We start from the raw sequence: 24,603 nt of genomic DNA, 5'->3' as shown, positions 1-24,603 counted from the left end.
GGCTCAAGCCGGGCCCACTGGCCGTTCGTCAGATCCCCACGCCTCACGAGACGTGATCATTCACGATCAAGATCGACTTTCGCAACAGGCCCTAGTCCCGTAGCTCGTTCGCGGGGAACAGGAGGCTGTCGGGCCCCGGGAGGTGCCGGCCGGGTGGGTAGTAGCGCCGTCGCCCGTTCCGGTCGGCTACGACTGTGAACCCGGCGGCCTCCAGCCGCCTCGTGTACTTGGTGGAGCCCCGTCGGGAGTACGCGAGTCCCAGACATATGAGCGCCGTGAAAAAGACGATGGAGCTGGCCGCGAGGACGAGACCCACGGTCCTGTTCTCCCGCCCGAACTCGAACCAGAGACTCAAGGTGACCGTCAAGGCGGGGACGACTGCGATCATCGCCCGGTGCCTGGTCGAATACTGGCGCATCAGGTCGGTGCACATCCGGGCCTTGAGGATTTCGCGCGCCTCGGGCTCGTCGGGCGGCAGTGAGCGTCCGTCGGCCGCGTGGGGATGGCGGGCCCAGTTCGCCGCTGCACGGGCCCGGGCGTGCTCACTGCGGTCCGGCAGGAGCAGCATGGTGAGATACCGTCCGTCGCCGCCCATGTGCAGGTCCATGTACACGTACCCGAACTGCTCGGCTACCAGAGCGAGTTGGCTCATCCCCTTGAACGTGATCGAGGAGAGGTGGAGTGTGACCGGCTCGCCGGTCGCCATCGACCGCAGTAGTTTCCGCACGCGTCTTCTGCGCACTTGTGCACCCCCGTGACTTGTACTCCCTTGAAGCCTCCCATACCAGAACGCGCGTACGACGAGGGGAAGCATGCACTCCGACGGGTGACGTACCAGATGTGCAGCACCTCGTCGGTGGCCGGGTCCAAGGTGGCCCAGCGCTGAGCGTTTTCGGGACCGGGTGACGGGCGATTTGCAGTGGTTTGCGTCGGTGTCATTTCCCGCTGGAGGTTTGATGTCGTGTGGGTAGGCGTAATGGGCCGGGTGGCTGGTTCAGTGCGATGTGTCGGCTTCGTGGCGGTGAGGCCATGGCAGTGACGGTTGGTCAGGAGTGGCATGTTCTTGCAGGTCTCTGGCCTATGGCGAAGGTTGGTCGCTGACACGAGGCGGTGCTGCATGTTCTGGCTGACATGGCGCGGTACATCCCCAGGCGGCTCACTGTCATGTCGGCGGCCGCGTTCCGGCCCCGGAAGCGGTTTCACAAGGACGCCGTGCTCATCGTGGACGGCACTCTGGTTCCCACCCGCGACCACGCGGTGGCGGAGCGGTCCAAGAACTATCGGTACTCGACGAATCACCAGGTCGTCATCGACGCTGACACCCGACTGGTGGTCGTGGTCGGCCGGCCACTGCCGGGCAACCGCAACGACTGCAGGGCGTGGGAGCTATCCGGGGCCAAGGCCGCCGTCGGGAACGCCGCAGTGATCGCCGACGCAGGTTACCGAGGTACCGGGCTCGTTATCCCACACCGTCGCGACCCTGGACAGAGCGAACTGCCCGCCTGGAAGGAAGAGCACAACGCCTCTCACCGCATGGTCCGCGCTCGGGTCGAGCATGCCTTCGCCCGGATGAAGACCTGGAAGATCCTGCGCGACTGCCACCTCAAAGGCGATGGTGTGCACCACGCGATGCTCGGCATAGCCCATCTGCACAACCTGGCGCGCCGCGACTGACCACCCCAGGCGGAGCACTCTGTTCAGGATTCGGCGGGCAGGAGCTGGACCAGGCCGACCCAATTCCCCTCGTCCACCTTGGCCTGGGTGGCGCGGACCCTCCAGCGGCCGCCGGACAGTGGGACCGACGCCTCAGCGGGCAACCCACCATCGGGGTACTCGACGCCCAGGTCGGAACCCGCTTCGGCGGAATCCATGAGCACCGCCGGACCGTCCGAGACCCAGACACCGCACTCCTCCCACACCGTGGCCGGGTCTGCAAGGACAGTGTCCGCCGCGGCTCGCAGTCCGGCCTCGGAGTCGGCGGCACGCCATCGCAGGAACGTTCGGTGCTGGGGCAGATAGCAGCTGGTCGCCGGCTCGTCCGCCAGCACCAGTGCCTGCACACCGTTCTCGTCGATGGGGATCACACCGGCCAGATCATCCACCGCGCAGGCCCGGTCGTAGTCGTCTGGAGCGGTAGCGTCTCCCGCCATAAGACCACTTTCGGTACACCCGCCCCAGGAGGCCAGGGCGGAGACGGGGACGACGATCAGAGGGCCGCCCATCGACTCCACCCAGACAAGGGAGGGACCAGCGGGACCGTCTGCGGTGGATGAAGAGGTGATCACGCACGGCAGTGTGCCCTCGCCCACTGACAACGTCTCCGCGCTCAAGGGAACCCAGCACGGGGAAAGGCGCAGCGCCTGCGGCAAGCAGCAGTTACGGGACAGCCTTTTAGCCGGCACCACCGACGAAGCCGGTGCGCCCCGCCGTTCCGCGCCTGCAGCCCGCTCACTCGTCACGGTGGACCCGGCCACGACGTCCCTAAAGCGTGTTGCAGAAGGTCGTGTCTGGGCAGGTCAGGGCCAGTTTCGGGCCTGTCTGGTCACGCTTCCATGGCGAGGTTGTGCATGTGGGCGACGGCCTGGACCGCATGGTGGAGGCCGGTGCCGCGCTGGCGGCAGTCGCGGAGGATCTTGTAGTGCTTCATGCGGGCGAAGGCGTGCTCGACGCGGGCCCGGACCTTGCGGTGTTCAGCGTTGTCTTCCTCCTCACCCGGCAGCAGGGCTCGGCCGGGGCGCTTGCGGTGTGGGACGACGAGTCCGGTGTTGATATAGGCACCGTCGGCAAGCACGGTCACGCCCTCGCAGACGGCGGCCAGGCCGGAGTCCCGCCAGGCCTTCGCGTCCGCGGTGTTGCCGGGCACCGGCCTGGCCCCGGCGATGACCAGCTTGGTGTCGGCATCGATGATGACCTGCACGTTCGCCGAGAACCGGTAGTTGCGTGAAGACGCGCCGGTCTTGCGGTCGCGGACCGGGATCAGGGTGCCGTCCACGATCCACAGTCGGTCGACCGCGTCGGCCGGACGGGCGGCCGGCTCGATCGCCAGCAGCGGCCGCAGCCGCTGGATCACCCGGCAGACCGTCGCCGGCGAACAGCCGAACAGCGGCGCGAGCTGCCGCATGGTGAGGTTCGTGCGGTAGTACACGGCCACCAGCAGCACCCGGTCCGCCAGCGGCAGACACCACGGCCGGCCACCACCAGGCCCGTTCCCACCCCGTTCCCGGACTACCTTCAGCAGCCGCTCGAACTGCCGCATCCTCAGACCCGTGAACGTCTCCACCCACAACGGCTCAGCCCTCAACACCCCACGCATACAGGGAAAATGCCCGCATTACAGCCTTCTGCAACACGCTTTAGGGCCTGTTGCGAAAGTGGCGTCGTCAGTCGCCGTTGAACACGAGATACCGGTGGGCCTTGCGCTCGACTTGAACGGCCAGCGCAAGGATCTCGTGCACCGCCTCGGCTTCTTCGGCGGCTGAGCCGTTCGCCAAGGCCCGGAGTTCCGGGATGAGGACTCTGAGCTGCGATCGGTTGAACACGGTGTCGTCGCGGGGATCGATGTATCCGAGCATGGGCAGGTTCTGGCTCGCCGCACGTCTGCACAGGTCAGCAATGGATGGATGTACGCACGTGGCTTCGACCGCGCCTGTGAATGTCCGAACCTGAACACTGATCCCCATGGGGGCACGCTACTGCTCGACAGTTGGTGCCACCGAAGCATTTACACAGGTCAGAGCCATTCGTTGATGGCTGCGATCAGCACGGTCGCTTCGTAGCGGACGGCGAGTTTGTCGTACCGCGTGGCGACGGCCCGGTGGCGCTTGAGCCGGTTGATCCCGCACTCGACCGCGTGCCGCTGCTTGTAGTCGTCCTTGTCGAACGTCGGCGGTCGCCCGCCACGAGATCCACGCTTGAGGCGGTTGCGGACCCGGTCCGCCGGAACCGGGATGGTGGCCTTGATCCCGCGTCTGCGCAGGTAAAAGCGATTGCGGCGGGAGTCATACGCCTTGTCGGCCCGGACTCGGTCCGGGCGCTTGCGTGGCCTGCCCAGACCCAGCCGAGGAACCCGGATGGCTTCCAGGACCGGCTCGAACTGCGGAGAGTCGCCCCGCTGCCCGGCTGTGATCACGACGGACAGGGGCTTCTGCCCCTGTTCGACCGCGAGGTGGATCTTGCTGGTCAGGCCGCCGCGGGAGCGTCCGAGGCCGTGGTCGGCCGGCTCGACGAAGATCCCGCCGGGCGGTTCCTTCTGGAGATCCCCTTTTTCGCCGCACCGGCGGCGGATGGGCCCGGCAGACGGTGGAGTCGACGTTGATGTCCCAGGTGATCAGACCCTTCGCGTCGGCAGCGGCCTGGAGCTGGGTCAGGACGCGGGCCCTGCTCGTATATTGCGATCCGTGATCGGTGTGCATCACCGCTCCACCGAGACTGCCGCGGGTTCGCTCGGCGGCCGCCAGGGCGTCGACGACGAGCTTGGTGCGCATGTGATCGGTGATCGCCCACCCGGCCAGCCGCCGTGAGGCGAGGTCGATGACGGTCGCCAGATAGAGCGGCCTCGCGCTGCTGACCGGCAGGTATGTAATGTCGCCGACGTACTTCGTGTTCACCGCGACCGCGGTGAAGTCACGACCGATCAGATCCGGCGCCTTCGAAGCCGTCTGGTCCGCGAAGGTAGTGCGATGCCGACGCCGCAGACGGACTCCCGCGAGCCCGATGGTCCGCATGATCCTCGCGACCCGCTTGTGGTTGACCACCGGGCCGCCCTCGTCACGGAGCTCGGCGGTGATCCTGGGGACTCCGTAGGTGCCGTCGGAGTCCTGGTGGACCTTGCGTATCCGGGCTGCGATCCCGGCCTCGACAATCTGCCGGGCTGACCGCGCGGCTGCGGTGCGACGCCAGTAATAGAAGCTCGACCGGGAGAGGCCGAGGATGCCGCAGAGCCGCTTCACGCCGTGACGGCGCTGGTGATCTTCAACGAACTGGCAGCGGTTCACCAGCGCGTCTCCGTCGCGAAATACCGGGCCGCCTTGCGGAGAATGTCGCGCTCTTCCTCCAGCTCGCGAATCCTCTTCCGGGCGGCAGCCAGCTCCGCCTGGACGTCACCATCGCCCGCCAGCGTGGTGGCCGGCGCGGAGTGGGCACCGGGCCGGCGCCCGTCGGCAGCCCGTATCCAGTTCCGCAACGTCTCGGTGTTCACCCCGAGATCCGCCGCGACCGACCTGATCGTCGCTCCTGGCCTCGACCGGTACAACGCGACCGCGTCCGCCTTGAACTCGACGGGATAGTGCTTCATCCCCACGGGGACTCCGCTCTCCTGGACCATCAAGATCCAAGTCTCTCCGGTGTCCAAAACCCGGGGTCAAGGCCCGTGGACCTGGGACATTCCCTACATCCAGCCCGCCAGCGACGGCCACCTACGCAGCCTCCTTCTGTACCCAGGCATGGCGCTGGAACCTCGACTACGTCGAAGACGTCCACGGCAACGCCATGATCGTTGACTGGAAGAAGGAGGCCAACCGCTACGCCAAGAACGGCAAGATCAAGCAGACCATCGAGTACGTCCGAGGCGGCTACCCCACCCAGATTCTCTACGGCCTGCGCGCCGGCAACCTCACCGGACCCCCGGCAGGCAAGGTCGAGTTCAAGGCTGACGAACGCTGCATCAGGGAGGGTGTCACCACCTGCTCATTGGCCGAGTTCGAGTCCAAGAACTACGCCGACAAGCAGCCGGTGGGACACACCGGCTAATCTCCACTGCAAGCTAGGCAAAACCAACTGCTACGTCAGCTCACCCACCTTCTGGAACCGCGTCCGCCTGATCGCCGTAGATACCTACGGCCAGCGGACTCCCAACTCCACCGCTCTCTCAAAGGTCGACACCTGGACCCTGCGGCAGTCCTTTCCCAAGCAGCGCACGGACACTCACCCGCCGCTTTGGCTGGAGTCGATTACCCGTACCGGCTACGGCACCACCAAGGACGAAGACGGCAACCAGACTTCCACGCAGCTGCCCGCAGTCACCTTCGTCGCTAACGAAGTCGACATGCCCAACCGCGTCGCCATCAGCGTGGACGACGCCACCCCAGACTTCGATCGCCTGCGCGTGGAAACCATCCGCACCGAGTCCGGCGGCGACATCTACGTCGACTACTCCGCCCCCTGCCTCGTCGGCGCCGCTCACCCGACGCCCGAAGAGAACACCACCCGCTGCTTCCCGGTCCACTGGTCAACCGACCCCGACCAGAAAAACCCCGAAATCGAGTGGTTCAACAAGTACGTCGTCGACCGCGTCGTCGAGAAAGACCGCGCCACTCGCGAACCTGACGTCACCACCACCTACACCTACGGCGCCGCCGCCTGGGCCAAGGACACCGACGAGTTCTCCAAGCCCGAACTGCGCACCTACAGCCAATGGCGCGGCTACGCGTCCGTGACCGTCACCCGCGGCCAGAACTACGCCGGCACCACCGGCGGATACGACCGCGCCGAGCAGTCAAAGTCGACCACCCGCTACTTCCGTGGCATGTCCCGCGATGCCGACCGCGCAGCCGTCACTGTCAAGGACTCCACCGGCACACAGACGCTTGGCGAAGACCTGCCTGCCTACCAGGGCCGCACCGCAGAAACCATCACCTACCTTTCCGGTACCACTGTTCTGGCCGTACATGAAGCAGACCGCGACGCGCGTTCGAGGCGACGGCCTTCCCGACCTCAACGCCTACCGCACCGGCACCAAGCACACCGAGAAGATCGAAACGATCAGTGCTGGCCGTTACCGAAAGGTCCGCACGGACACCACGCGACCCCTACGGCAACCCCCGCGGCACCCAGCCCGCCGACTGGCCCAGCCGGCACACCTTCCTCGGCACCGGCATCGACGACCCCGCCACCGGCCTCACCCACATCGGCGCCCGCGAATACGACCCCACCACAGGCCGATTCATCTCCGCCTACCCCCTCATCGACCTCACCGACCCGCTCCAGATGAACGGGTACACCTACTCCAACGGCAACCCCGTCACCTACTCCGACCCCACCGGCCTCGTCCTCGACGACGGATCCGGCGGTAAGGGAGAAACCTTCTACCACGGAGCGCCCTGGGGCAGATGCCCATCGGGCTCGTCCTGCGGCTCGGCGCCGGCGAAGAGCGACGGCAATAAGGACGCCGATAAGAAGGCTGACCCCGCCGACACCGTCTCCATAACCAAGAGCGGCAAGACCGTAGCGGTGAACGGAACGCCCGTGTGGACTGAACAAGAGCTTCTGGCCATGGGGTATCCGCCGGGCAGTACTTATCAGGAAAATGTCGAGGTCTGGGCAAAACGTGTTTGCATAAACTACCAAAGCAATGTGGACTTCTGTTCCGGTGCCGAGGCTTTGGGGTGGCTTGAAAGCTCAGTTACACTCCTGGAAGTGCTGGGCGTACAGGACATAATTGATTGCGTCGGCGGTGATTACGGAGCGTGCGCGTGGGATGCGGCTGATGTCGCCATCACGATAGCCACGGCAGGGGTCGGTAAAGCGGCAGCCATGGAGGCCCGGCTTATCAAGGGGGCCGCTGACGGTGCGGATGACGCCGGACGCGTGTTGATTCGGTGCGTGAGCCCCAACAGCTTCGTAGCGGGAACGGAGGTGCTGCTTGCTGACGATGACCGCGAGCGGGGTGCCGTGACCATCGGTGATCAGGTGGTGCTTGGAGCCGGCCCGTCCCCGGTCGACTGGCGACGGACCGGTCTGAAGCCCCCTTTTAACGCTCTGACGTGGCTGGAGTCGACAACCGCCCGCGACCAGTCGAGCCGGGCGGCGGCGTTCAGCTCGGCCAGCAGCACCTCATGCAGCTGCTGCCAGACCCCGGCCTCGTTCCAGTCCCGCAGTCGACGCCAGCACGTCATGCCGGACCCGAACCCGAGCTCCTGGGGCAGGTGTTCCCACTGGATGCCGGTGTGCAGCACGAACAGGATCCCGCACAGCACCTGCCGGTCCGGGACCGGCTTGCGACCCGGGTATCTGAACCGCCTCTCCCGCTTCGGCAAGAGCGGCTCGATCCGCTCCCACAGGTCATCCGACACGATCCACGGTGAAGCCCCCATGGCCCGGACAACGCCTAACCCACCGACCGGACACGGCCACCAGAACCGATCCGTCTCATTGTGTTAGGGCCTCTATGAGACGGAACCAACAGAGCCCCCGGACTGTCGGTGGTGTGAAATGCAGTCATCACCGCCGACATCCAGGGGCTCTGTCGCGCCACTACTTCAGTTGATCAGGTCTCACAGCCCCTCAGGGAAGGGATGGAACCGGTCACGGTGGTTTGCGCGGAAGGCCGTCCGACCTAGCCTTGACTTGGGACTTTGGATCTGACCTGGCCTTACACCCGACGCCAAGTCAGGAACTCGTGCCGATCCCCCGCTGAAAGCGGTTCGCTGAGCGGGTTCACCTCGCCAGTCAGGGCCGCCACGCAGAACGACGCCATTCCGCCATCGAACACAGTCCAGCGGTTCATCCCGTACGGCGTCTGCCTCCGAAAGATGGCCACGCGCCAGTCGTCGGGAGCGCCCTCGCACAGCCAGAACGCTACATCGCTGCTCGCCGAGTCCGCGAAGGGCAGCAGTGACGGCAGCGCACTTCCCGGCAAGAGCGCAATGAGATCTTTACGGTCCTGGTGCGAGAGGACGGGATCCTTTCTGTCCAGGAGGTCCCCGTACGCCGACCCGGGGACGGGCGGCGTACTGATGGACAGATACTCGTCGATCTCTCCACCTCCGTACGACTCCACGAACTCGCGATAATCGGAAGGAAGCGTCAGACCTGCCGTCCGCTCAATTTCCTGCCAGTCGATCGAGTCGCCGCCGGAGACGGGCGGCTGGAGAACTTGACGCAGGCGCGCGACAGCGCAGTGAGGCATATCAATTTCCCTTCGCGTGGTGATGGAGGGCCATCTCATGGCTGCCCCGGTAGGGGCACGTCTCCACCGGTGCGGCTGTCGATCGCGGTGCCCAGATTCTTCCAACCCCGGCCAGCGGTGTAAATCAGGTTCGATACTTCCGTGGCATCAGTGCCCGCGAAGCGTCCCTTGCTGTCCCATGCCGTGTAGGACATGCGGAATTCGTAGGGCACAGTTCGGCCGTCTTTGTAGACCGGTGTCACCTTGTATCGCACAACATGCCCTGAATCAATGAGGGACCGGACTGTGTCCTCGAAGTTCAGCATGCTGTCCATGGGAGGAATCGGCGACTGGGATTTGCCGACGTAGGAGTTCGCGTCAGTTCCGCAGGTCGCAAGGTTGGCCAGGTCGGTCCCAGATCCGCTCAGCTGGGCGCCGAGGAGATGGCAGGCGTTGACGTCGCGGGGCCGACCTCCCAGATATCCGACGTAGGACCGAGCCCAGTCATACCCAGGTGGCTTGATGCCGGCACGAGTCTCCGTGGAGGTGCCCGGATGGGCGGTTACATAGGAGAGGTCGAGGCATGCCTCCACACCGGTGGCTCGATTCCCGTTCATGCTGTCGAGAGGACCGGGATCGACCCAACCCGTGCCTCCACGCCTGCAGTCCTGCGCACCGTCGTCATTGCCGCCTGACCCCGGGTCGGCGCCAGGTGCACCCTGCGTGTCCGGCACTTGGTCCGGGGTGTAGACCGCGTCGGCACCGCCCGCCAGCATGGCCAGGAGGTTGGCGCCGCTGACGACCATGTCGACGGCTTGGCCGGCCGTCCAGATGGCCTGGGTCGGGTTCCAGTCGGGCTTGGGGATGTGCTTCGGGACCGTAGGCGGGTTCTTGCCCGCGTAGGGGTTCTGCGGGATCTTCGGCTTCGGGGGTGCGGTCGGCTTCTTCGGACGGGTGAGCGTGGCGGTACCGCCACGGTTTCGCCCGCCGCCCGAGTAGTTGTTACCTCCGTAGTTGTCCCGGCTCGGTGTCGAGGTGGCGCCACCGCCGCCGCGGCACTTGGCCTGCCAGGGCATGAGCATGCAGTCGGTGCGTCGCTGCTGTGGCGCAGGGCTCGGCTCGACCCAGCCCGGGCACATGTACTGGGAGACTCCGGGCTTGCCGCAGCGTTCGCCGGCGCCGTTCGGGATGCTGTCGTGTCCGGCGGTCCAGCCCTCCCAGAACACGCACAACGGACTCGCGGAGAGCTTCAGCCACCCGAGCTTGGACCGACCCGGCTTGAAGCAGTCCAGCACGGAGTGGCCCGACGGATCGATCCCGTTCATCGGACTGGCGTTGCCGTACGTGTAGCGGTTCGCCTTGACCGAGGGGTCCGGGTCGAGCTGCCATGTGTCGCGGCTGGTGAAGCCGCCGGTGCCCGGCTGGTACCAGCGCGCGGCCATGTTGACTTCGCCCGTGGACGAGTCCGTCCAGCCGGACTGGTAGCCGACCGACGGAGTGGTGCCGCTGCTCGCGGTCACCTTGCCGGAGGCGTCGTACGCGCGGGACGAGGTGACCGTGGTGCCGTCCGGGGACAGGCTGGCGACCAGGTCCGTGTGGCCGTCGGTAACGGCCAGGCGTGCCGAGTTCGCGGTCCCGGTCGTGGCGCTGGCGATCAGCGTTCCGCCGGGGGTGCGGGAGTAGGTGGACGTGCCGTCCTTGACGAGGTTGTTGGAGCCGCCGTCGTAGCTGAAGGCGGTGCCGTTGTGGGTCATGACCCGGTCGAGCGAGTCGTAGGTGAAGGTGCTCGTGCCGTTCGCTACGGCGCGCTCGAAAGCGTCCGAGTTGATCGTGCGAGCCGGTCCTGTCGTGTCCGTGATGCCCTTGACCGTGCCGCGTGCGGAGTAGTCGAAGGTCTGCGTGCCCCAGGTCTGGAGCCGGTTGCGTGAGTCGTAGGTGCCGGCGACGTCCCCTTTCTTGGTCAGGTTGCCGGCCTTGTCCCATTCGTAGGCGGTGGTGGTGCCGCCGCTGATCTCGGACGTCATACGGCCGGCGAAGTCGTACGTGTACGTTTTCGCGCCCGCCCCGGCCGTGCCCGACGCGGTCTTCTTGACCAGTCGGTTGTCGAGGTCGTACTCGTAGCCAGTGCCCTGGACTGCGGCACCTGTGCCGGTCTTCTTCACGCTGTCGTCGGCCACCCGCCCGAGGGCGTCATAGCTGTACGAGCGCTTGGCGCCGATCGTCCAGGTGCCTCCGGCTGCCGGGCGTGCGTACTCCTGCACGGTCGGTCGCCCGGCCGCGTCGTAGTCGCTGCGCACCTGCGTGCCGGTGAGCGGGTCGGTCGTGGTGTCGAGACGCCCGGCCGGGTCGTAGGTGAAGGCCGTCGCACCCGCCGCGTCCGTGCGGGAGGTCATCTTGCCGTCCGTGTCGTACGCATAGGACGCGGTGCCGCCCGGACTGTCCGCGGACAGCAGCTGGCCGCGGTCGTTGTAGGTGTAGGTGTTGCCCGCGTTGACTCCGTCGCCTCCGACACCGGTCAGACGGCCGGCGAGGTCGTACGACAGAGAACGGGGGCGGGTGGCCACCGCGGTGCCGGAACCGGTCTCGGCCGTCATCCGGCCGAGCGCGTCGTACGTCTTCTGACGCTTGACGTTGCCGGGGAGCAGCTCGGTGACGAGCTGACCGGCCGCGTCGTAGACGTTCGTCCAGGTGCGGACGTCGGCGTTCCAGTGCTGGGAGGTGGCCGGCTCGATCGTGGACTCGGGCAGGCCCCACGTGTTGAACGTGTAGTACGTGGTCTTGCCGCGGCCGTCGGTCAGGCGCGTGCGGTTGCCCCCCGCGTCGTAGCCGAAGGTGGTCGTGATCGAGTCGGTGGCGGTGACGGGTTCGACCTGCTTCGTCGTCCGGCCGAGCGCGTCGTACGTGTACGTACGGCGCGCGCCGGTGGCGGAGACCGATGCGGTGACGTTTCCGTCGGCGTCGTACTCGGTTGAGACCGAGCGCAGCGGCGTGGTGCCGGTGCCGTAGTCCGTCACGGACGTCGGTCGGCCCATGAGGTCGTAGGAGGTGACCGACTTGCGGCCGGTCGCGTCCTTGCTCTCGGTCTGACGGCCGAGGCCGTCGTAGACGACGCTGCTGACGCCGCCGGCGGGGTCGGTGACCGTCAGGGTCTGGCCGGCCTTGTCGTACGTCGCGGTGGTGACCCGCCCGCCGGGTGTGGTCGACGTCCGCTGGTTGCCTGCGTCGTCCCAGGTGAAGCGGGAGACGAGGTTCTGGAGGGTGGGCCTGCGCTCGACCGTGGTGGCGGTGACCTTGCGGCCCAGTTCGTCGTAGGTGGATTCGGTGCGTGCTCCTGTCGGGTCGGTTGCGGAGAGCGGCAGACCGGTCGGGGTCCAGGTGTAGGTGGAGACACCACCGCCGGACAGGTCCGTGGAGGTGCCGCTGAAGGTAGTGGCACCCGGAGCCTGCAGGCTCTGCGTGCCGGCGGCCGGGTCGGTTGAGCGGACCAGGTTGCCCAATTGGTCGTAGGCGTAGGAGCGGACACGACCGAGCGGGTCGGTCGTGGAGGCGACGTTGCCCAGCCTGTCGTACGTGGTGCGCGAGACCGCGGTGATGGCCGCGGTCGCGCCCGGCGGCGTGTAGTCGGGCAGAGTGAGCGCGACGGCGCGGCCCAGCTTGTCCGTCTCCGTACGGGTCACCAGTCCGCGTGCGTCACGCGACTCGGTGATCTCGCCGAAGGTGTTGTAGCCGGTGAGGGACTTGGGCGTCACGGGCACGGCCGCAGCGCCGTTCTCCTCGGCCTGCACCTGCGGCGCCGTCGTCTCGACCAGGCGGCCCAGCGCGTCGAACCGGCTGGAGCTGGTTTTGCCGCCCGGGCTGGTCTGGGTCAGCGGGAGACCCCGCTGGTCGAAGGTGGTGGAGGTGACCCGGGTCGTGGTGTTGTCGGTGACGGTCGTCTTCGTCGGGTTGCCCACCGCGTCGTACTCGGTGGTCGTGGTCAGCTTTTTGCCGCTGCCGTCGATGGACTGGCTCTGTTCGGTGAGCCGGTCCTCGGCGTCGTAGGCGTAGGTGGAGACTTGGTTCAGACCGTTGGGGTCGAACACTGAACGGGTCGTGCGGCCGAGCGCGTCGATCGTGTTCACGGTCGTGCGGCCGCCGCTCGCGGTGGCCGACACCGCGTTGCCCGCGCCGTCGTAGACCGTCGACCCGAGGAGGATGTCCTTCTTCGAGCCGTCGGGCTGGGTGACCTGTTTCGCCGTCGTCGAGGCCTTGAGGCCGTCGTCGTAGTAGGTGAAGGTGGTCGTGGCGCCCATCGCGTCCGTCGTCGAGGCCAGCCGGCCTGCCGGGTCGTACGCCTTCGAGCCGAGCACCAGGTCGCGGGCCTGGCCGGACGGGTCGCCGGTCCAGTTCTTCAGGACCGACTCGGCCAGTTGGCCTCGCTTGGTGTACGTGTGAGTGACGACGTTGCCCGCAGGGTCCGTCTCACTGATCACACGGCCCAGGGCGTCGTGGTCGTACGTCGACTCGTTTCCGGTCGCGTCCGTCACGCTGTCGTTGAGGCCCCGCGTGTTGTAGCGGTAGGTGGTGGTGCGGCTGGTGTCGCCGCCGGTGGTGTCCTCCGTGGATTCGGTGAGCAGGTTGCCGTCCGCGTCGTACGTGCGGGTGATCCTGGCGGTGTGGGTGACGCCGGTGATCTCGTTCTTGACGCCCGGACCGGTCTCCGTGGTGACGCGGGACATGGCGTTGTAGGCGTACGAGGTGGTGACACCGGCGGGGGTGGCGTCGGAGACCTGGGTCTCGGTCAGCTTCCGGCCGATGCCGTCGTACGTGTACGTGGTTACCACACCGGAGGGCGCCGTCGACTTGGCCAGGTCACCGTTCGCGAAGTACGCGTACGAGACCGTGGTACCGCCGGTGCTCTTCTTGGTGGCGACCAGCCCGGCGGGCGTCGTTCCGCCGCCCACTGCGGGCTCGGCGCCCGTGGTGTACGTGGTTGACGCGGTGCGGCCGTCGGCCGAGGTGACCGTGTCGGTCATGCCGAGAGCCGTGTACGAGGTCGTCGTCCTGTAGCGGTTGTCCGTCGGGCCGGAGGAACGGCCGTCGCGGAGCGCGATCTGCTTGCCGTTGCGCAGGTCCAGCTTGTCCGCAGGGTTGTTGTAGTACTCCGCGAAGGACGTCCAGCAGGAGTTGGCGTCCCGGCAGGTCGTGGTCGAGACGGTGTTGCCGTGCTCGTCGTGACCCGTGATGGTGGAATGACCGTTGGGGTCGGTGACCGTGTGCAGGAAGCCGCCGGTGTCGTACGCGTATGTGGTGACACCGCCGTCCGCGTTAGTCGAGGCCGTGCGTCGCTGGCCGCGGACCGCGTCGAAGGTGCCGCTGGTCTTCGCGCCCGTCGGGTCCGTGACCGTCACCGTCGCGGACAGCGCGGAGCGGCTCGCCTCGGTGCGCGCCTTGTAGTGGTTGGCCACCTGTCCGGCGGTGAGGGGACGGTGGTAGACCGCGACCTCGTCCATCTGGCCGGTGAAGTAGCTGATGTCGGAGGGTGCGGAGGGCCACGACTTGGCGAAGCCCGCACCGATGAAGGAGCGGTTGTTGGAGCCGTGGTTGACGGGGACGCCGGTCTTGGTGGCGACCTGGGTGCCGTCGAGGTAGAGGGCCTGGGTTTCGCCCTGTGCGGTGACGACCGCGTGGTGCCACACGTTGTCGGTCACCGTGTTGGGTGAGGTGTTGGAGGGGCTGCCCGGGTAGGACCAGTACTCGCCGTGCAGTTTGCCGTCGGCTCCCACGTACAGAACGGGCGTCCAGTTGCCGGAAGGAGCGGTTGCCCCCGCAAGGGGAGCGGACTGGTCGGAGAACAGGACGCCTGGCTTGTCGGTTCGGAACCAGAGCTCGACGGTGATGTCGGTGCCGGTTTGGTCGATGGGCGGCACCTCGACGTAGCCGTCGCCGTTGAACTGGACTGCGGCTCCGTCGCCTACGCCGAAGACACCGGTGGTGCCCAGCGTCGTCTTGGTGTAGGTGCCGGTACCCGCGTTCACGGCCGTCTGGCTGGCGGCGTTGCTTCCGGTGGTCTCGTTCAGTCGCCAGAAGGCTGCCGGAGCGTCGGCGGTGACGGCGCCCCGGTACTGGTCCCCATTGCCGGTGACCAGCCGGTCGCGCGCCTTGTAGTGCTCCGCGACGGTCTGGGCGGTCAGCTCCTTGGTGTAGAAGGCGGCCTCGTCGAGCTGGCCGTTGAAGTAGCGGGTCGCACGTGCCTGCCCGTCCCATTCCTCGCTGCTGTAGCCGGCGCCGAGGTAGGCGTGGAGCAGGGTCTCCGGCTTCACCACACCGGCCTTGGAGCCGATCTTCACACCGTCGAGGTAGAGCGACTGACCGGCGGAACCTCCGGTGATGACGACGTGGTGCCACCTGTTGTCGGTGACCTTCACCCCGCCCATGACCGGCCAGCCCGCGGACGGGCCGTCCCACAGATGGCCGCGGAGCTTGCCCTCCCCGTCGACGAGCAGACTTGCGTTCCACATCGTCGGGGTGGTGCCGAGCTCGGCGTTCTGCAGACCCAGCAGGACACCGCTGGGCTTGTCCGTCTTGAACCACATCTCCACGGAGAGCGCGGTGGCGTCGCTGATGGACTCAGACGGCACTTCGATGACGCCCTTGACCCCGTCGAGCGTGACCGCGCCGTCGTCGCCGTCGAGGAACGCCCCGACGCCGCCGAGGGCGACCCCCTCGCGGTAGGAGCCGTTGCCGCCGCCGGACACCTCGTCCGCCGCGGACGCGCCGCCGCCGTCGCCGAAGCGCCAGTAGTTGACCGGACCCGATCCGCGCACCGCATCGCTGTACGCCTGCGAGCCCGACGCGTAGCGGGGTTCGGAGATCTGCCAGAGGCCACCGTTCTCGTCGGTAACCTTCGTCGCGCGGCCGGTGTCACCGTCGTACTCGACCTGTGCGCTCACCCGACCCGACGGCAGGGTGGACCTGGTCAGCTTCGAGGATCCCGTACGTGCCTCGAAGCGGGCCCTGATCGCCCCGGAATCCAGCGCCCGGTGGTAGATCGCGACCTCGTCCATAGAACCGGTGAAACGGCGTACCCCTTCCGAGCCGCCGTCCCAGCTCGCGTTGGAGTAGCCGGCGCCGAGATAGGTGAAGGTCTTGCCGTGGTGGGCGACGACGCCGGGGATGGAACCCAAGCGCGTGCCGTCGAGATAGATGACCTGCTCGGTGCCCGTGCTGGTCAGGACGGCATGGTGCCACGCGTTGTCGGTGACCGTGCCGGGGGAGGTAACCGGGGTGGTCCCTACGTCCCTGCGCTCGAAGCCGCCGTGCAGCTTGCCCGCCTGGTTGATTCCCAGGATCGGGTTCCACCGGTTCGGCCGGCCGTCGGACAGCTGCTTGTCCTGGAAGCCGACGAGCGTCCCAGGCTTGTCCGTCTTGAACCACAGTTCGACGGACAGGACGGTTGAGCCGGAGAGGGCGGTTCCGGGCAGCTCCACCGAGGAGGTGGTGCCGTTGAACGAAGCAGCCTTGTTTCCGGTCGCGCCCAAAGCGCCCGCGGACCCGAGGGTGACGTCGCGGTAGTGGCCGGCGTTCATGCCCGTGTGGGAGACCGCCTCACTGGCCGCAGACTCGCTCTCGACTTCGTTCAGCCGCCAGTAGCCGATGGGGTTGGCGTCCTGCACTATGCCTCGGTAATGCGATCCGGCCGTGTACTCGTACGTGGAGCACGCGGTGGTCGACGACGGCGGACACACCTTCACCAGTCGGTCACCGTCGTAGGTGTACGACCAGGTGAGCGCCGGAGCGATCGGACCGACCGCGTCTGTGGACACCGAGGCGACGTGCGCGCCCGCCCAGGTGAAGGAGAGCGAGCGCTTCGACAGCGCGTCCGTGGCTTTCGTCAGCCTGCCCGCGGTGTACGTGAGGAGCTGCTCACGGCCGTGGCCGTCCTTGATCTTGGTGAGCAGGCCGCCGGCGTCGAAGGTGTGGAGCGTGGCGGCGCCATCCCGCAGCGTCCACCCTCCGCCGGTGATGGTGGTAAGCACGCCCACTGAGCCGGACGGTGCGCTGTAGGTGCCGTCGGCGTTGCGGCCGAAACGGACCTGGCTACCGCTGTCGAGCGTGATGACGACGCTGCCGTCGGGCTCGGCGACGGCCCTCATGTCCCAGCGGGTCGCCCAGCCGGTTCCGAAGGCATTGCTTTGGCGTGGGTCCTGCGAGTTGTACGTACGTGTGACAGCCAGCTCGGGGCCGACAGTGGGGACGGTAGCGTCCGTGGCGGCGGTGGCGTAGTTGCCGGCCCGCTCGCCGAAGCTGCGCCCGCTGTCGGCACCGCCCAGGTGGGAGGTGATGACGGGCTGCGGGACCTGCGTGGTCAGGATCGACGGCGCCGTCCGGGCCGACTGGTCCTTGCCGTCGTTGGCGTACGCGTACCAGGCGTACGTCTTCGCCCAGGTCAGCCAGCCGGGCGGAATGGTCCAGCTCTCGGAGGCGGCGTGAGTGTTGCCCCGGCAGTTCTTACGGGTGTCCTTGCCGTCGACCTCACAGATCTCGAACTGGTAGGTCAGCGAGCCGGGGGACCTGTCCCGGTCGGTGGCCGTGGCCCACAGGGTCGGGGTGAGGGTGTCGACGACCGTGCCGCTCGGCGGAGCTGCACCGGTGATGTACGGCGGGGAGTTGACCGCGTCGAAGCGTACGGTCGGGCCCGGGACTCCGTCGTCGACGAAGCTGCGGACGCCGAACTCGTCCATGGTCCACTGGATCGTGTACGTGCCGGGCGCCAGCGGGGCGATCGTCGCATCGACGGTGGCCGAGGCGCCGGGTGCCACGTCGTAGGGCATGGGCGTCCACCGGATCTTGCTCCAGTAGTCGCCGCCCACCTTGTTGCCGTTGGCGTCGAACAGGTCGTACCGCAGCTTGTAGTTGCTGTTCACGCCCCAGCTCTGCTGGCCCCTGTTGGTGACGGTGACCTTGAACTTGCCGTCGGTCGTCGCCGTCGGGGGCTGGACGAAACCGCCCAGGTCGTACGTGGCGCCGTACTTCGACCAGGTGACATCGAGGCTGGGCTTGCCGCCGGAGAAGTTGTCGGAGGCGAACTTCTTCCAGGTCCTGGAGTCGTCCGTGGCCGCCTTCACGGCCAGGCCGTAGTTGGGCTTCCGTCCGTGCGTCCAGTCGTCGACCAGGCGACGGCCCGACTCGCCGAGCGGGATCGACTCCCACGTCGCGGCCCCGCAGGGCCAGCTCGTCGAGCCTTCCGGGCGCCAGGCGTGCGCGAAGGACTTGGAGCCCAGAGCGCCGCCGGTCGCCGGACCGGGGTAGGTGCTGGTGCTGCCCTCGGACCAGTTCGAGGTGACCTCGTGGACCGTCACCGGCCGTGCGGTGCACGAGTACGAGAACGTGTTCAGGAGGCTCAGGTTCGCGTTGATGACGAACGCGTTCTTGAGGGTGGTGTCCAGGCCGTTGAACTTCAGGAAGGAGGCTGCCTTGTGGCCGCCGTTGTCGTACGTGCCGACCTTGAGCTCGGTGGCGCTGGAGAAGTTCTGGTTGTACGGCGCCTCGACATGCGTGCCGGAGGCCGCCTGAAGGCCGTCCACCGAGGGGTCGACCTTCACGGGGAAGACCCGCTCGGGGGCCGACAGCCACGCACGGTCCAGCTTCACGACCAGGACCTGACGGGAGCCCTCCCGCACGAGGTCGTAGGTGACGCCGGAGGAGATGACGCCCTCGTCGGAGTTCGGCGCCTTCTTCGAGTCCTCCATCCAGCCAGCCGGCATCCAGCCCTTCTGACGGCCCGCGCCGTCGTTGAAGACGACGCCGCCGTACGCGTCGAGCTTCGCCGTCAGACCTTTCAGGGCCAGCGGGAAGCGCCATTCGGTGGGCGCGTCCTTGCCCTTGAGGATCAGTGTCTCCTTCACGGAGTCGCTGCCAGCGATCAGCTCCACGTCCGTCGAGCGACGGACCTCCGGATACGTGATCACACTGCCGCTGACACGACCCCGCGAGCGGGCCGCGCCCTCGATCGAGTAGCCGATCGAGGTGGTGTCGTCGACGCCGAGACGCAGGAACGATTCCGCATCGGCGAATTCGGAGAAGTGGACCCTCTCCTCAGTGGACCGGGTCTGCCAGCCCGATGCTTCGGTGCTCTCGGTCTGCGCCCCCTTCGGAGCCTTCGCCAGACGCGTGTCGATGCCCTTCCAAGTGCCGTCAGGCGCACGGAAGTTGACCTTCTCGTCAAAGAACCGGGTCGTGTAGGTGCCGTCCTTGTTGAGAAAAGTGCGGCCGCGCTCGGTCCGCTTGCCTGTGACCTCGGAACTGGTCTTGGCGTCGAAGCCCTTGGGCGCGTCCCGGTGCGGCGCCGGCACCGTGCGGTACGGAAGGGCGCTGCCCTCCCTGGGCCCGTTACCCAGCTTCAGGCGGCTGCTACCGGTGTCCGGCGCAAGCTCGCCGGGTGCCCGCAGGGCGCCGTCGCGCCCGCCGGCCGCGGCCGCGTCGGTGGCGTCGCCGGAAGTGTGGTGCCCACTACCGCGGGCCGACCCCCAGCCCTGCTCGGGTCTCTCTCCGGCGGTCGGGCCGACTCCGGCCTCGGACCATCGGCCGACTGCCAAGGCAGCCTGCTCCGTGCCCGCGAGCACGGTCATGGTGATCGCCATGGATATGACGAATGGACGGGTGATACGCACCGTAAATGCCCCCACAAAGTTGATCAGTCGGGGCAGTCCTATCCGGACTCACAGCGGACTCACAAACTTCGTCCGGAATCTCCACAGGAGCGCTGCCGACCTGCATCGATGTCAAATCGCCTACGGCATGACGTACTTCTCGAATCGCGAACCCTCAGGACTCGCCGCTGTGGCAGATATCACGCCCCTGGGATCGTGGCGAAAGGTGGATTCAGGCCGCTCTGGGTAGCCCCCGCCGGGTTTCGTCACTCGCTTCCTGGTACGCCTCGAGCGCGTCGGCCAAAGGACCGGGGGGCAGCTTCGCCCACCGAGCCACATCCTGCGGCGGTACCCCGGCATTCACGGCCGCCACAACAGTGTGCTGCAACGCCTTGTCGATCAGGGCGGCGCTGTGACTGAGGATGCGCAGCAGATGCTGGGCCACGTCCGCACTCGAACCGGCCTGCGCCCCGCGCAGCTGGATGAGCTGCTCCTGAGCGCCGTCGACGAGGCTACTGATCTGGGCGCGCTGTTCAGCGGGCACCGCAGCCCGCCACCTCGTCCCCGAGCCGGGCGCCTTCTTCTCCTTGCCCAGCACCCGCAGCTGGCCAGCCATGGTGGCGGCCTGGTGTTCCTGCCGCAGCCACCACGGGTCGTTGTCGTACCCGGGCGGCCCGCCGACGCCGCGACGACGGCGGATGACGCTGCCCATCCACGCGATGAGCGGCCCGCCGCGGTCCGTCGCGGCCAGCTGCCCCAGCCATCCCCGCCCCAACCGCTCACCGAGCTGGCGGCAGAACAACCCGTCGGCGGGCAGCGCCCGCGGCCGCCCGGCACCGCTGTCCGCCCACACCAGCTCTGCCATCGCCGGATTTAGCAGCGCGTCGGCCACCGCCACTACCTCCGGGAAGACGACCGCGTCCCGCCCCACGATCCGCCACCGCTCCAGATCACCCCCCGCACCCCCGCCCGCAACTAGGTGCAGGCGCTGCGGCCACACCGTCTCCCGCTCCCAGCCGTAAGCCTGCTCCCACCACCGGGCCACCACCGCACGCGCCAGCGCGAACACCCGCTCCGGCTCCGCACCGGCCCGCACCGCCCGCCGCGACACCGAGGCCCACCGCCGCTGCGCCGCTACTACCTCCGGCAGACCTCGCAGATCGAGGTGCTCCAGGGGCTGGTTGGCGTCCGCGTCCAGCAACCACCGCCCATGCCGCCCGCACACCCGCTCCCACCGCGGCACATCCCGCACTGCCCGCAGCCCCTGCCCGGTGCGCCGGGCCGTGCACAGCCGGCAGCCGAACGCCACCGGACCGGCTACCGCGCCACCGACCCGCCACAGCCCCACCGGATCGTCATCCTCGGCGCGCAGCTTGGCGTCTCCTTCTCCCCAGGACGGCAACGCCCGTGCCAGCACGCCTTCCTCGACGCCGCACAGGCCTGCCAGGCGCCGGCGTCCGGCCGCGTTCAGCAGCACCTCGGCATCGGCCCGTGCGCATCCGCCCTCGTGCCCGGGCGGATAGTTGCGCCACTTCCAGCAGGCCCGCAGCACCTTTGCTTCCATCCCATAGCGGCAGGCGATGCGGCAGATCAGCGACGAGGTCGTCTCCCCCAGCAGAGGAGCAATCCGCAGGAGGCTGGGGTAACGGGTCACTGCACCATGGTCTCGTGTTCACCGAACCGGGCGGGGGTTGTGGCGGATGTTCAATGAAGGACGCATGCACACCGGATTCCTCGCAGGCCGGCTACAGACGGGTGCCCTCACCTCACGACGGCGCTGGATGCCGTCCGCCGCGAGCCTTCATTCCCCGCCCCCAGACCTGTGGCTCAGATGGAAGAGGGGTCAGACGATGCGGACTGGCACCCGACGCGCTGCCAGCAGGTGTGCCAGTGCGTCGATCCCTTCCTCGAGCAGGGCGATGGCGGCCAGGCGGAGGGAGCGTGTGACGGCGACGTACCAGATGCGCAGTACCTCGTCGGTGGCCGGGTCCGAGGTGGCCCAGCGCTGGACGCTGCCGGTATAGGGCAGCAACAGCAGGACCCCGTCGGCTTCGTCGTGGTCTTGTCATCTTAGTTGGCCAGGGTTCATGTTCAGTGATCACTGGTATGGCCCAGGCAGCCGCGCAGGAAGGATGCGCATGCTCTAGATACGGCGAAGGGGCCGCAGATGCGCGTATAGGTGACTACCGCTTCTTCTCCAGTGATCAACAGGGGGCGGGAATGCAGACGACGTCGCTGTGCAAGGGCGAAAATGTGTCACTGCTGACAACGCGGACGGTGCTGTCGGTGGCGGTGCCGGGGCTCTCAGCGGACGTGTCCGCGTTGCTGGTCGGCCCTGATGGCAAGGTTCGCGGCGATCATGACCTAGTTTTCTACAACCATCCGGCCCAAGACGGGGTGTCCGTTGACGGCGCGGCTGTCACTGCCGAGTGGTCACGCCTGCCGGCAGACGTACACCGTGTGGTTGTTGTGGCGAGTGCTGACCCGCTGCAGCCCGGCGCCGTCTTTACCCGCGCGCCGCAGCTGACGATTACCCAGAGTGGCGCCCGGGCGGTGTCGTTCACCGCGCCGGACTTCGGGTCGGGGGGAGACAGTCGTGGTCCTGGCGGAGGTATACCGCCGCGGTGACGGGTGGAAGATCCGCGCCGTGGGGCAGGGCTACGCCTCCGGCCTTGCAGGACTGGCGACCGACTACGGTGTTGATGTCGATCCCGAGCCCTCTTCCGCGTCACTCCCTGCGCAGACACGCACGACTACGGCCGCTGCGGTCGACCTGACGAAGGTGGAGCGATAGGCTCCGGGTCTGCTGGCTCCCGTGCGACAGGCTGGCCAAGCTCTTGCAGATCGAGGGATTACGGGGCGGCGAGCTGCGTCTACCTCATTCTGGATCACGACTGGCACATGGAAGAGCTTTACGAATCGTTCGCCGTGCAGGCCTTCGCCGAACGCGTCTTGGCTCTGTCGGCCAACCTCGACGACGACGGCACGGTGCCCGTGATCTTCTCCAGTGGGCGAGAGCCGTTCTTGGAGGAGATCCGGCTGGACAACTACCGCGGCCGTATCGGGCAGCTGCATACCCAGGTCGACTGGGGATGGGGCAATGTCGCCGACGCGATGCGTCGCGCGGTCAGCCACTACCAAGAGTCCGGCGCTGCAGACCCCGCCTTCATCGTGGCCCAGGTCGGCGACGAACCCTGGGACAAAGCGGAGGTCCGATCCATGCTCCAGAACACCGCCTCACTTGGCGTCTTCTGGCTGTTCGTCGGATTCGGCCGCGGCAAGCTCGCCTTCTACAAGAACCTCAACGCCTCCGCCTCTGCCACCTTCACCAATGTCGCGTTCTATGACGCCAGCAAGAACCCGGGATCGGTGCCTGGCGAGCGGTTCTACACGGGCCTTGTCGACGCCTTCGCTGCCTGGATGCAATCGTGAGCTCGTACGTCAAGCCAGGCCCGGCTGCCATCCACACGCAGCGTCCACCAGGCAGGCCGACTCCCGTCAATGAGCATTACGCCCACTCCATGCCCAGCTTCACGAGTGCGGCGAGTTGGTCGGCGTCCAGCCGGTCTCTCCTCGATTTCGTGTTCGATACCCACACGCCCAGTCTGACGGCTACCGGTTCTGTCTCGCCGTCGACCACGATCTCCTCAGCGTGGCCGCGCGGGACCGGCCGGTGGGCGCCTTCCCGCTCTACCCACTGTGCGAGGGCTGCCAGGCCGCGTTGGAATGCCTGCTGCGCCTTGCTCTGGCCCTTCATCGCACCCTTGACGGCCGGGGCGGAAGACGGCGCCTCAAGCGGCTTAATGCCCAGACTGGACAGCCGCTCCTGCTGCTCGGTCGACAGCTGCGCCCAGGTGCCCGGCTGCTTCTGCCGCTGGAGCCACCGCCCGATGTCATCGCCGTCCATCAGCACCCCGGGTGCGATGTCGGGCAGGTTGCTGTCGGCGTCGACCAGGTCCGCGAGGACGCGGTAGTGCCGCTGCCAGTCCAGCGGCCACGAGCAGTTCCAGTCCGGGTCGATCGCCTCCAGCTGCTTCGTGCGCTCCGCCGCCCGTTCCGGGTCCTTCCCGAGACCACCCTTCCGCCTGAGGTTGGCCAGGTGTTGCCCCATGGGCACCATCGCCTCGCCCTCGCCCCACACCGCGTCTTGTCGGGGTGCGAGGTGTCCGGTGGCGCGCCGGTAGGAGCGGAGTGCGGCGAGTTTGTTCTCCCATGCTTCGTCGCCCGGCTCCCACACCATTCCGGCCTCGTCGAGCAGCTCTGTGCGGTGGGGGTCGAGTTCTTCGGCCCGCAGTGCTTTTCGCTGTTGGTGCACCCATCGCCCCAGCGGGAACGCTTTCGTCGTCCCGACTACGGTCTCGACGTCATAGGCGACGGCGTGCAGCCCGGTGATGCCGTTCTCGGTGCGCCACCGCAGGAGGGCCTGGTAGCCCTCGAGCCAGACGAGGGACTGGGGCCGGATGACGCGGCAGCGGGTGTGGGCGGCGATGTCGGCGGCGTTGCGGGGAGAGGCGAAGTTGACCACGACCGCAGTGACCCGGTCGATCTCCTGCTGCGCCTCGCTCGCCTCCTCACCGTCCCCGCCACTGGTTCCGGCCACGCCGGTGGGAGGGACGTAGAGGCGCCGCCGTTCGGCGCTGCCGCGGGTCAGGGCGCGGGAGGCGAGCTGGTCGACCATGCGTTCGGAGTGTGAGCGCAGGGCTTGGAGGATGTCGACCAGGGGCTGGTAGCTCGCGGAGGCGACCATGTCCTTCGGGTCCTCCCTGGGCTGCAGGAAGACCGGGATGATGATCCGCGCCGTCTTCACGCTGCCGTCCGGGTTCGGGCGCAGGGCGCGTCCGATGTTCTGGACGATGTCGACCTGGGAGCTGCGCGAGCCGACGATGCACACGGCCTCGACCCCGCGCAGTCCGGCGATATCGACCCCGACCCCGAGAGCGCGTACGGAGGACAGGAACGCCCGGTGCACCCGCCGGCTGTGGGCGTCGATGCGGTTGGCGAACCGGTGGATCACTGCACGCCGGTGGGCGATGGGATGGTCCCCGCACAGCCAGTCCGCCCACACCCGGTCCGCAGGCACGTGACGGC

15 protein-coding genes and 4 pseudogenes are annotated in these 24,603 nt (G+C 67.6%); 6 read left to right on the top strand and 13 right to left on the bottom strand.

What is annotated here, in order from left to right; genetic code table 11:
- Positions 1 to 91 precede the first annotated feature (91 nt).
- The gene (locus ACFWV2_RS31875) at positions 92 to 652 is read right to left on the bottom strand and encodes a hypothetical protein (protein ID WP_384410518.1); all 561 of its coding nucleotides are present in this window, start codon (positions 650 to 652) and stop codon (positions 92 to 94) included.
- A gap of 524 nt (positions 653 to 1,176) precedes the next feature.
- On the opposite strand from ACFWV2_RS31875, the pseudogene ACFWV2_RS31870 reads away from it, so the two are divergent.
- A pseudogene (locus ACFWV2_RS31870) lies at positions 1,177 to 1,674 on the top strand (transposase); the annotation flags it as partial.
- Positions 1,675 to 1,697: 23 nt separating this feature from the next.
- On the opposite strand, the gene ACFWV2_RS31865 reads toward ACFWV2_RS31870, so the two are convergent.
- The 6 genes and pseudogenes from ACFWV2_RS31865 to ACFWV2_RS31840 all read right to left on the bottom strand — a co-directional run bounded on the left by ACFWV2_RS31865 (position 1,698) and on the right by ACFWV2_RS31840 (position 5,323).
- Positions 1,698 to 2,222 (bottom strand): Imm21 family immunity protein, encoded by a 525-nt coding sequence (locus ACFWV2_RS31865; RefSeq protein WP_384410527.1) that lies wholly within the window; start codon positions 2,220 to 2,222, stop codon positions 1,698 to 1,700.
- Between the two features lie 320 nt (positions 2,223 to 2,542).
- Entirely contained in the window at positions 2,543 to 3,313 is a 771-nt protein-coding gene (locus ACFWV2_RS31860) for a transposase family protein (protein WP_384410515.1), read from the bottom strand.
- Between the two features lie 67 nt (positions 3,314 to 3,380).
- Positions 3,381 to 3,680, bottom strand: coding sequence for a hypothetical protein (locus ACFWV2_RS31855; protein ID WP_384410512.1), 300 nt, complete (start codon positions 3,678 to 3,680; stop codon positions 3,381 to 3,383).
- 50 nt (positions 3,681 to 3,730) lie between these two features.
- Positions 3,731 to 4,183, bottom strand: a complete 453-nt coding sequence (locus ACFWV2_RS31850) for an IS5 family transposase (protein ID WP_384410524.1) — start codon at positions 4,181 to 4,183, stop codon at positions 3,731 to 3,733.
- Positions 4,184 to 4,418: 235 nt separating this feature from the next.
- A pseudogene (locus tag ACFWV2_RS31845) lies at positions 4,419 to 4,949 on the bottom strand (IS3 family transposase); the annotation flags it as partial.
- A 41-nt stretch (positions 4,950 to 4,990) separates the two neighbouring features.
- On the bottom strand, positions 4,991 to 5,323 hold the full coding sequence (locus tag ACFWV2_RS31840) for a transposase (RefSeq protein WP_384410521.1): 333 nt from the start codon (positions 5,321 to 5,323) through the stop codon (positions 4,991 to 4,993).
- A gap of 164 nt (positions 5,324 to 5,487) precedes the next feature.
- Here ACFWV2_RS31840 and ACFWV2_RS31835 point away from each other — a divergent pair, with 164 nt between their 5' ends.
- A complete protein-coding gene (locus ACFWV2_RS31835) occupies positions 5,488 to 5,748 on the top strand; it encodes a hypothetical protein (protein WP_384410510.1) in 261 nt (86 codons plus the stop codon).
- Between the two features lie 1,014 nt (positions 5,749 to 6,762).
- Positions 6,763 to 6,984 (top strand): annotated as a pseudogene (locus tag ACFWV2_RS31830) (hypothetical protein); the annotation flags it as partial.
- A 657-nt stretch (positions 6,985 to 7,641) separates the two neighbouring features.
- Here the strand turns inward: ACFWV2_RS31830 and ACFWV2_RS31825 are convergent.
- The 5 genes and pseudogenes from ACFWV2_RS31825 to ACFWV2_RS31805 form a co-directional block, all read right to left on the bottom strand.
- Positions 7,642 to 8,090, bottom strand: a pseudogene (locus ACFWV2_RS31825) (IS5 family transposase); the annotation flags it as partial.
- Positions 8,091 to 8,368: 278 nt separating this feature from the next.
- On the bottom strand, positions 8,369 to 8,944 hold the full coding sequence (locus ACFWV2_RS31820; RefSeq protein WP_384410507.1) for an SMI1/KNR4 family protein: 576 nt from the start codon (positions 8,942 to 8,944) through the stop codon (positions 8,369 to 8,371).
- Positions 8,941 to 19,506 carry a LamG-like jellyroll fold domain-containing protein gene (locus ACFWV2_RS31815; RefSeq protein ID WP_384410504.1) on the bottom strand — a complete coding sequence of 3,522 codons (10,566 nt, stop codon included), beginning with the start codon at positions 19,504 to 19,506 and terminating at the stop codon, positions 8,941 to 8,943. The genes ACFWV2_RS31820 and ACFWV2_RS31815 overlap by 4 nt, the downstream gene beginning before the upstream one ends.
- 241 nt (positions 19,507 to 19,747) lie before the next feature.
- Positions 19,748 to 21,169, bottom strand: a complete 1,422-nt coding sequence (locus ACFWV2_RS31810) for a DNA-binding protein (RefSeq protein ID WP_384410501.1) — start codon at positions 21,167 to 21,169, stop codon at positions 19,748 to 19,750.
- Positions 21,170 to 21,358: 189 nt separating this feature from the next.
- Complete coding sequence (locus tag ACFWV2_RS31805; protein WP_384410499.1) at positions 21,359 to 21,547, bottom strand: hypothetical protein; 189 nt, start codon at positions 21,545 to 21,547, stop codon at positions 21,359 to 21,361.
- 74 nt (positions 21,548 to 21,621) lie between these two features.
- Between ACFWV2_RS31805 and ACFWV2_RS31800 the strand changes: the two genes are divergently transcribed.
- The 3 genes from ACFWV2_RS31800 to ACFWV2_RS31790 all read left to right on the top strand — a co-directional run bounded on the left by ACFWV2_RS31800 (position 21,622) and on the right by ACFWV2_RS31790 (position 22,947).
- Positions 21,622 to 22,143 carry a TerD family protein gene (locus ACFWV2_RS31800; protein ID WP_384410496.1) on the top strand — a complete coding sequence of 174 codons (522 nt, stop codon included), beginning with the start codon at positions 21,622 to 21,624 and terminating at the stop codon, positions 22,141 to 22,143.
- Positions 22,055 to 22,309 (top strand): TerD family protein, encoded by a 255-nt coding sequence (locus tag ACFWV2_RS31795; protein ID WP_384410493.1) that lies wholly within the window; start codon positions 22,055 to 22,057, stop codon positions 22,307 to 22,309. The genes ACFWV2_RS31800 and ACFWV2_RS31795 overlap by 89 nt, the downstream gene beginning before the upstream one ends.
- A gap of 107 nt (positions 22,310 to 22,416) precedes the next feature.
- Positions 22,417 to 22,947, top strand: a complete 531-nt coding sequence (locus tag ACFWV2_RS31790; RefSeq protein WP_384410490.1) for a VWA domain-containing protein — start codon at positions 22,417 to 22,419, stop codon at positions 22,945 to 22,947.
- A gap of 76 nt (positions 22,948 to 23,023) precedes the next feature.
- Here the strand turns inward: ACFWV2_RS31790 and ACFWV2_RS31785 are convergent.
- On the bottom strand, positions 23,024 to 24,603 hold a 1,580-nt coding region (locus tag ACFWV2_RS31785), incomplete at its 5' end, for a Helicase associated domain protein (protein ID WP_384410487.1).

It is taken from the genome of Streptomyces sp. NPDC058671 (genome assembly GCF_042716475.1).
GTDB lineage: Bacteria > Actinomycetota > Actinomycetes > Streptomycetales > Streptomycetaceae > Streptomyces.
Note: the sequence above shows the minus strand (reverse complement) of the source record. Positions and strands in the feature narration are given on the sequence as shown.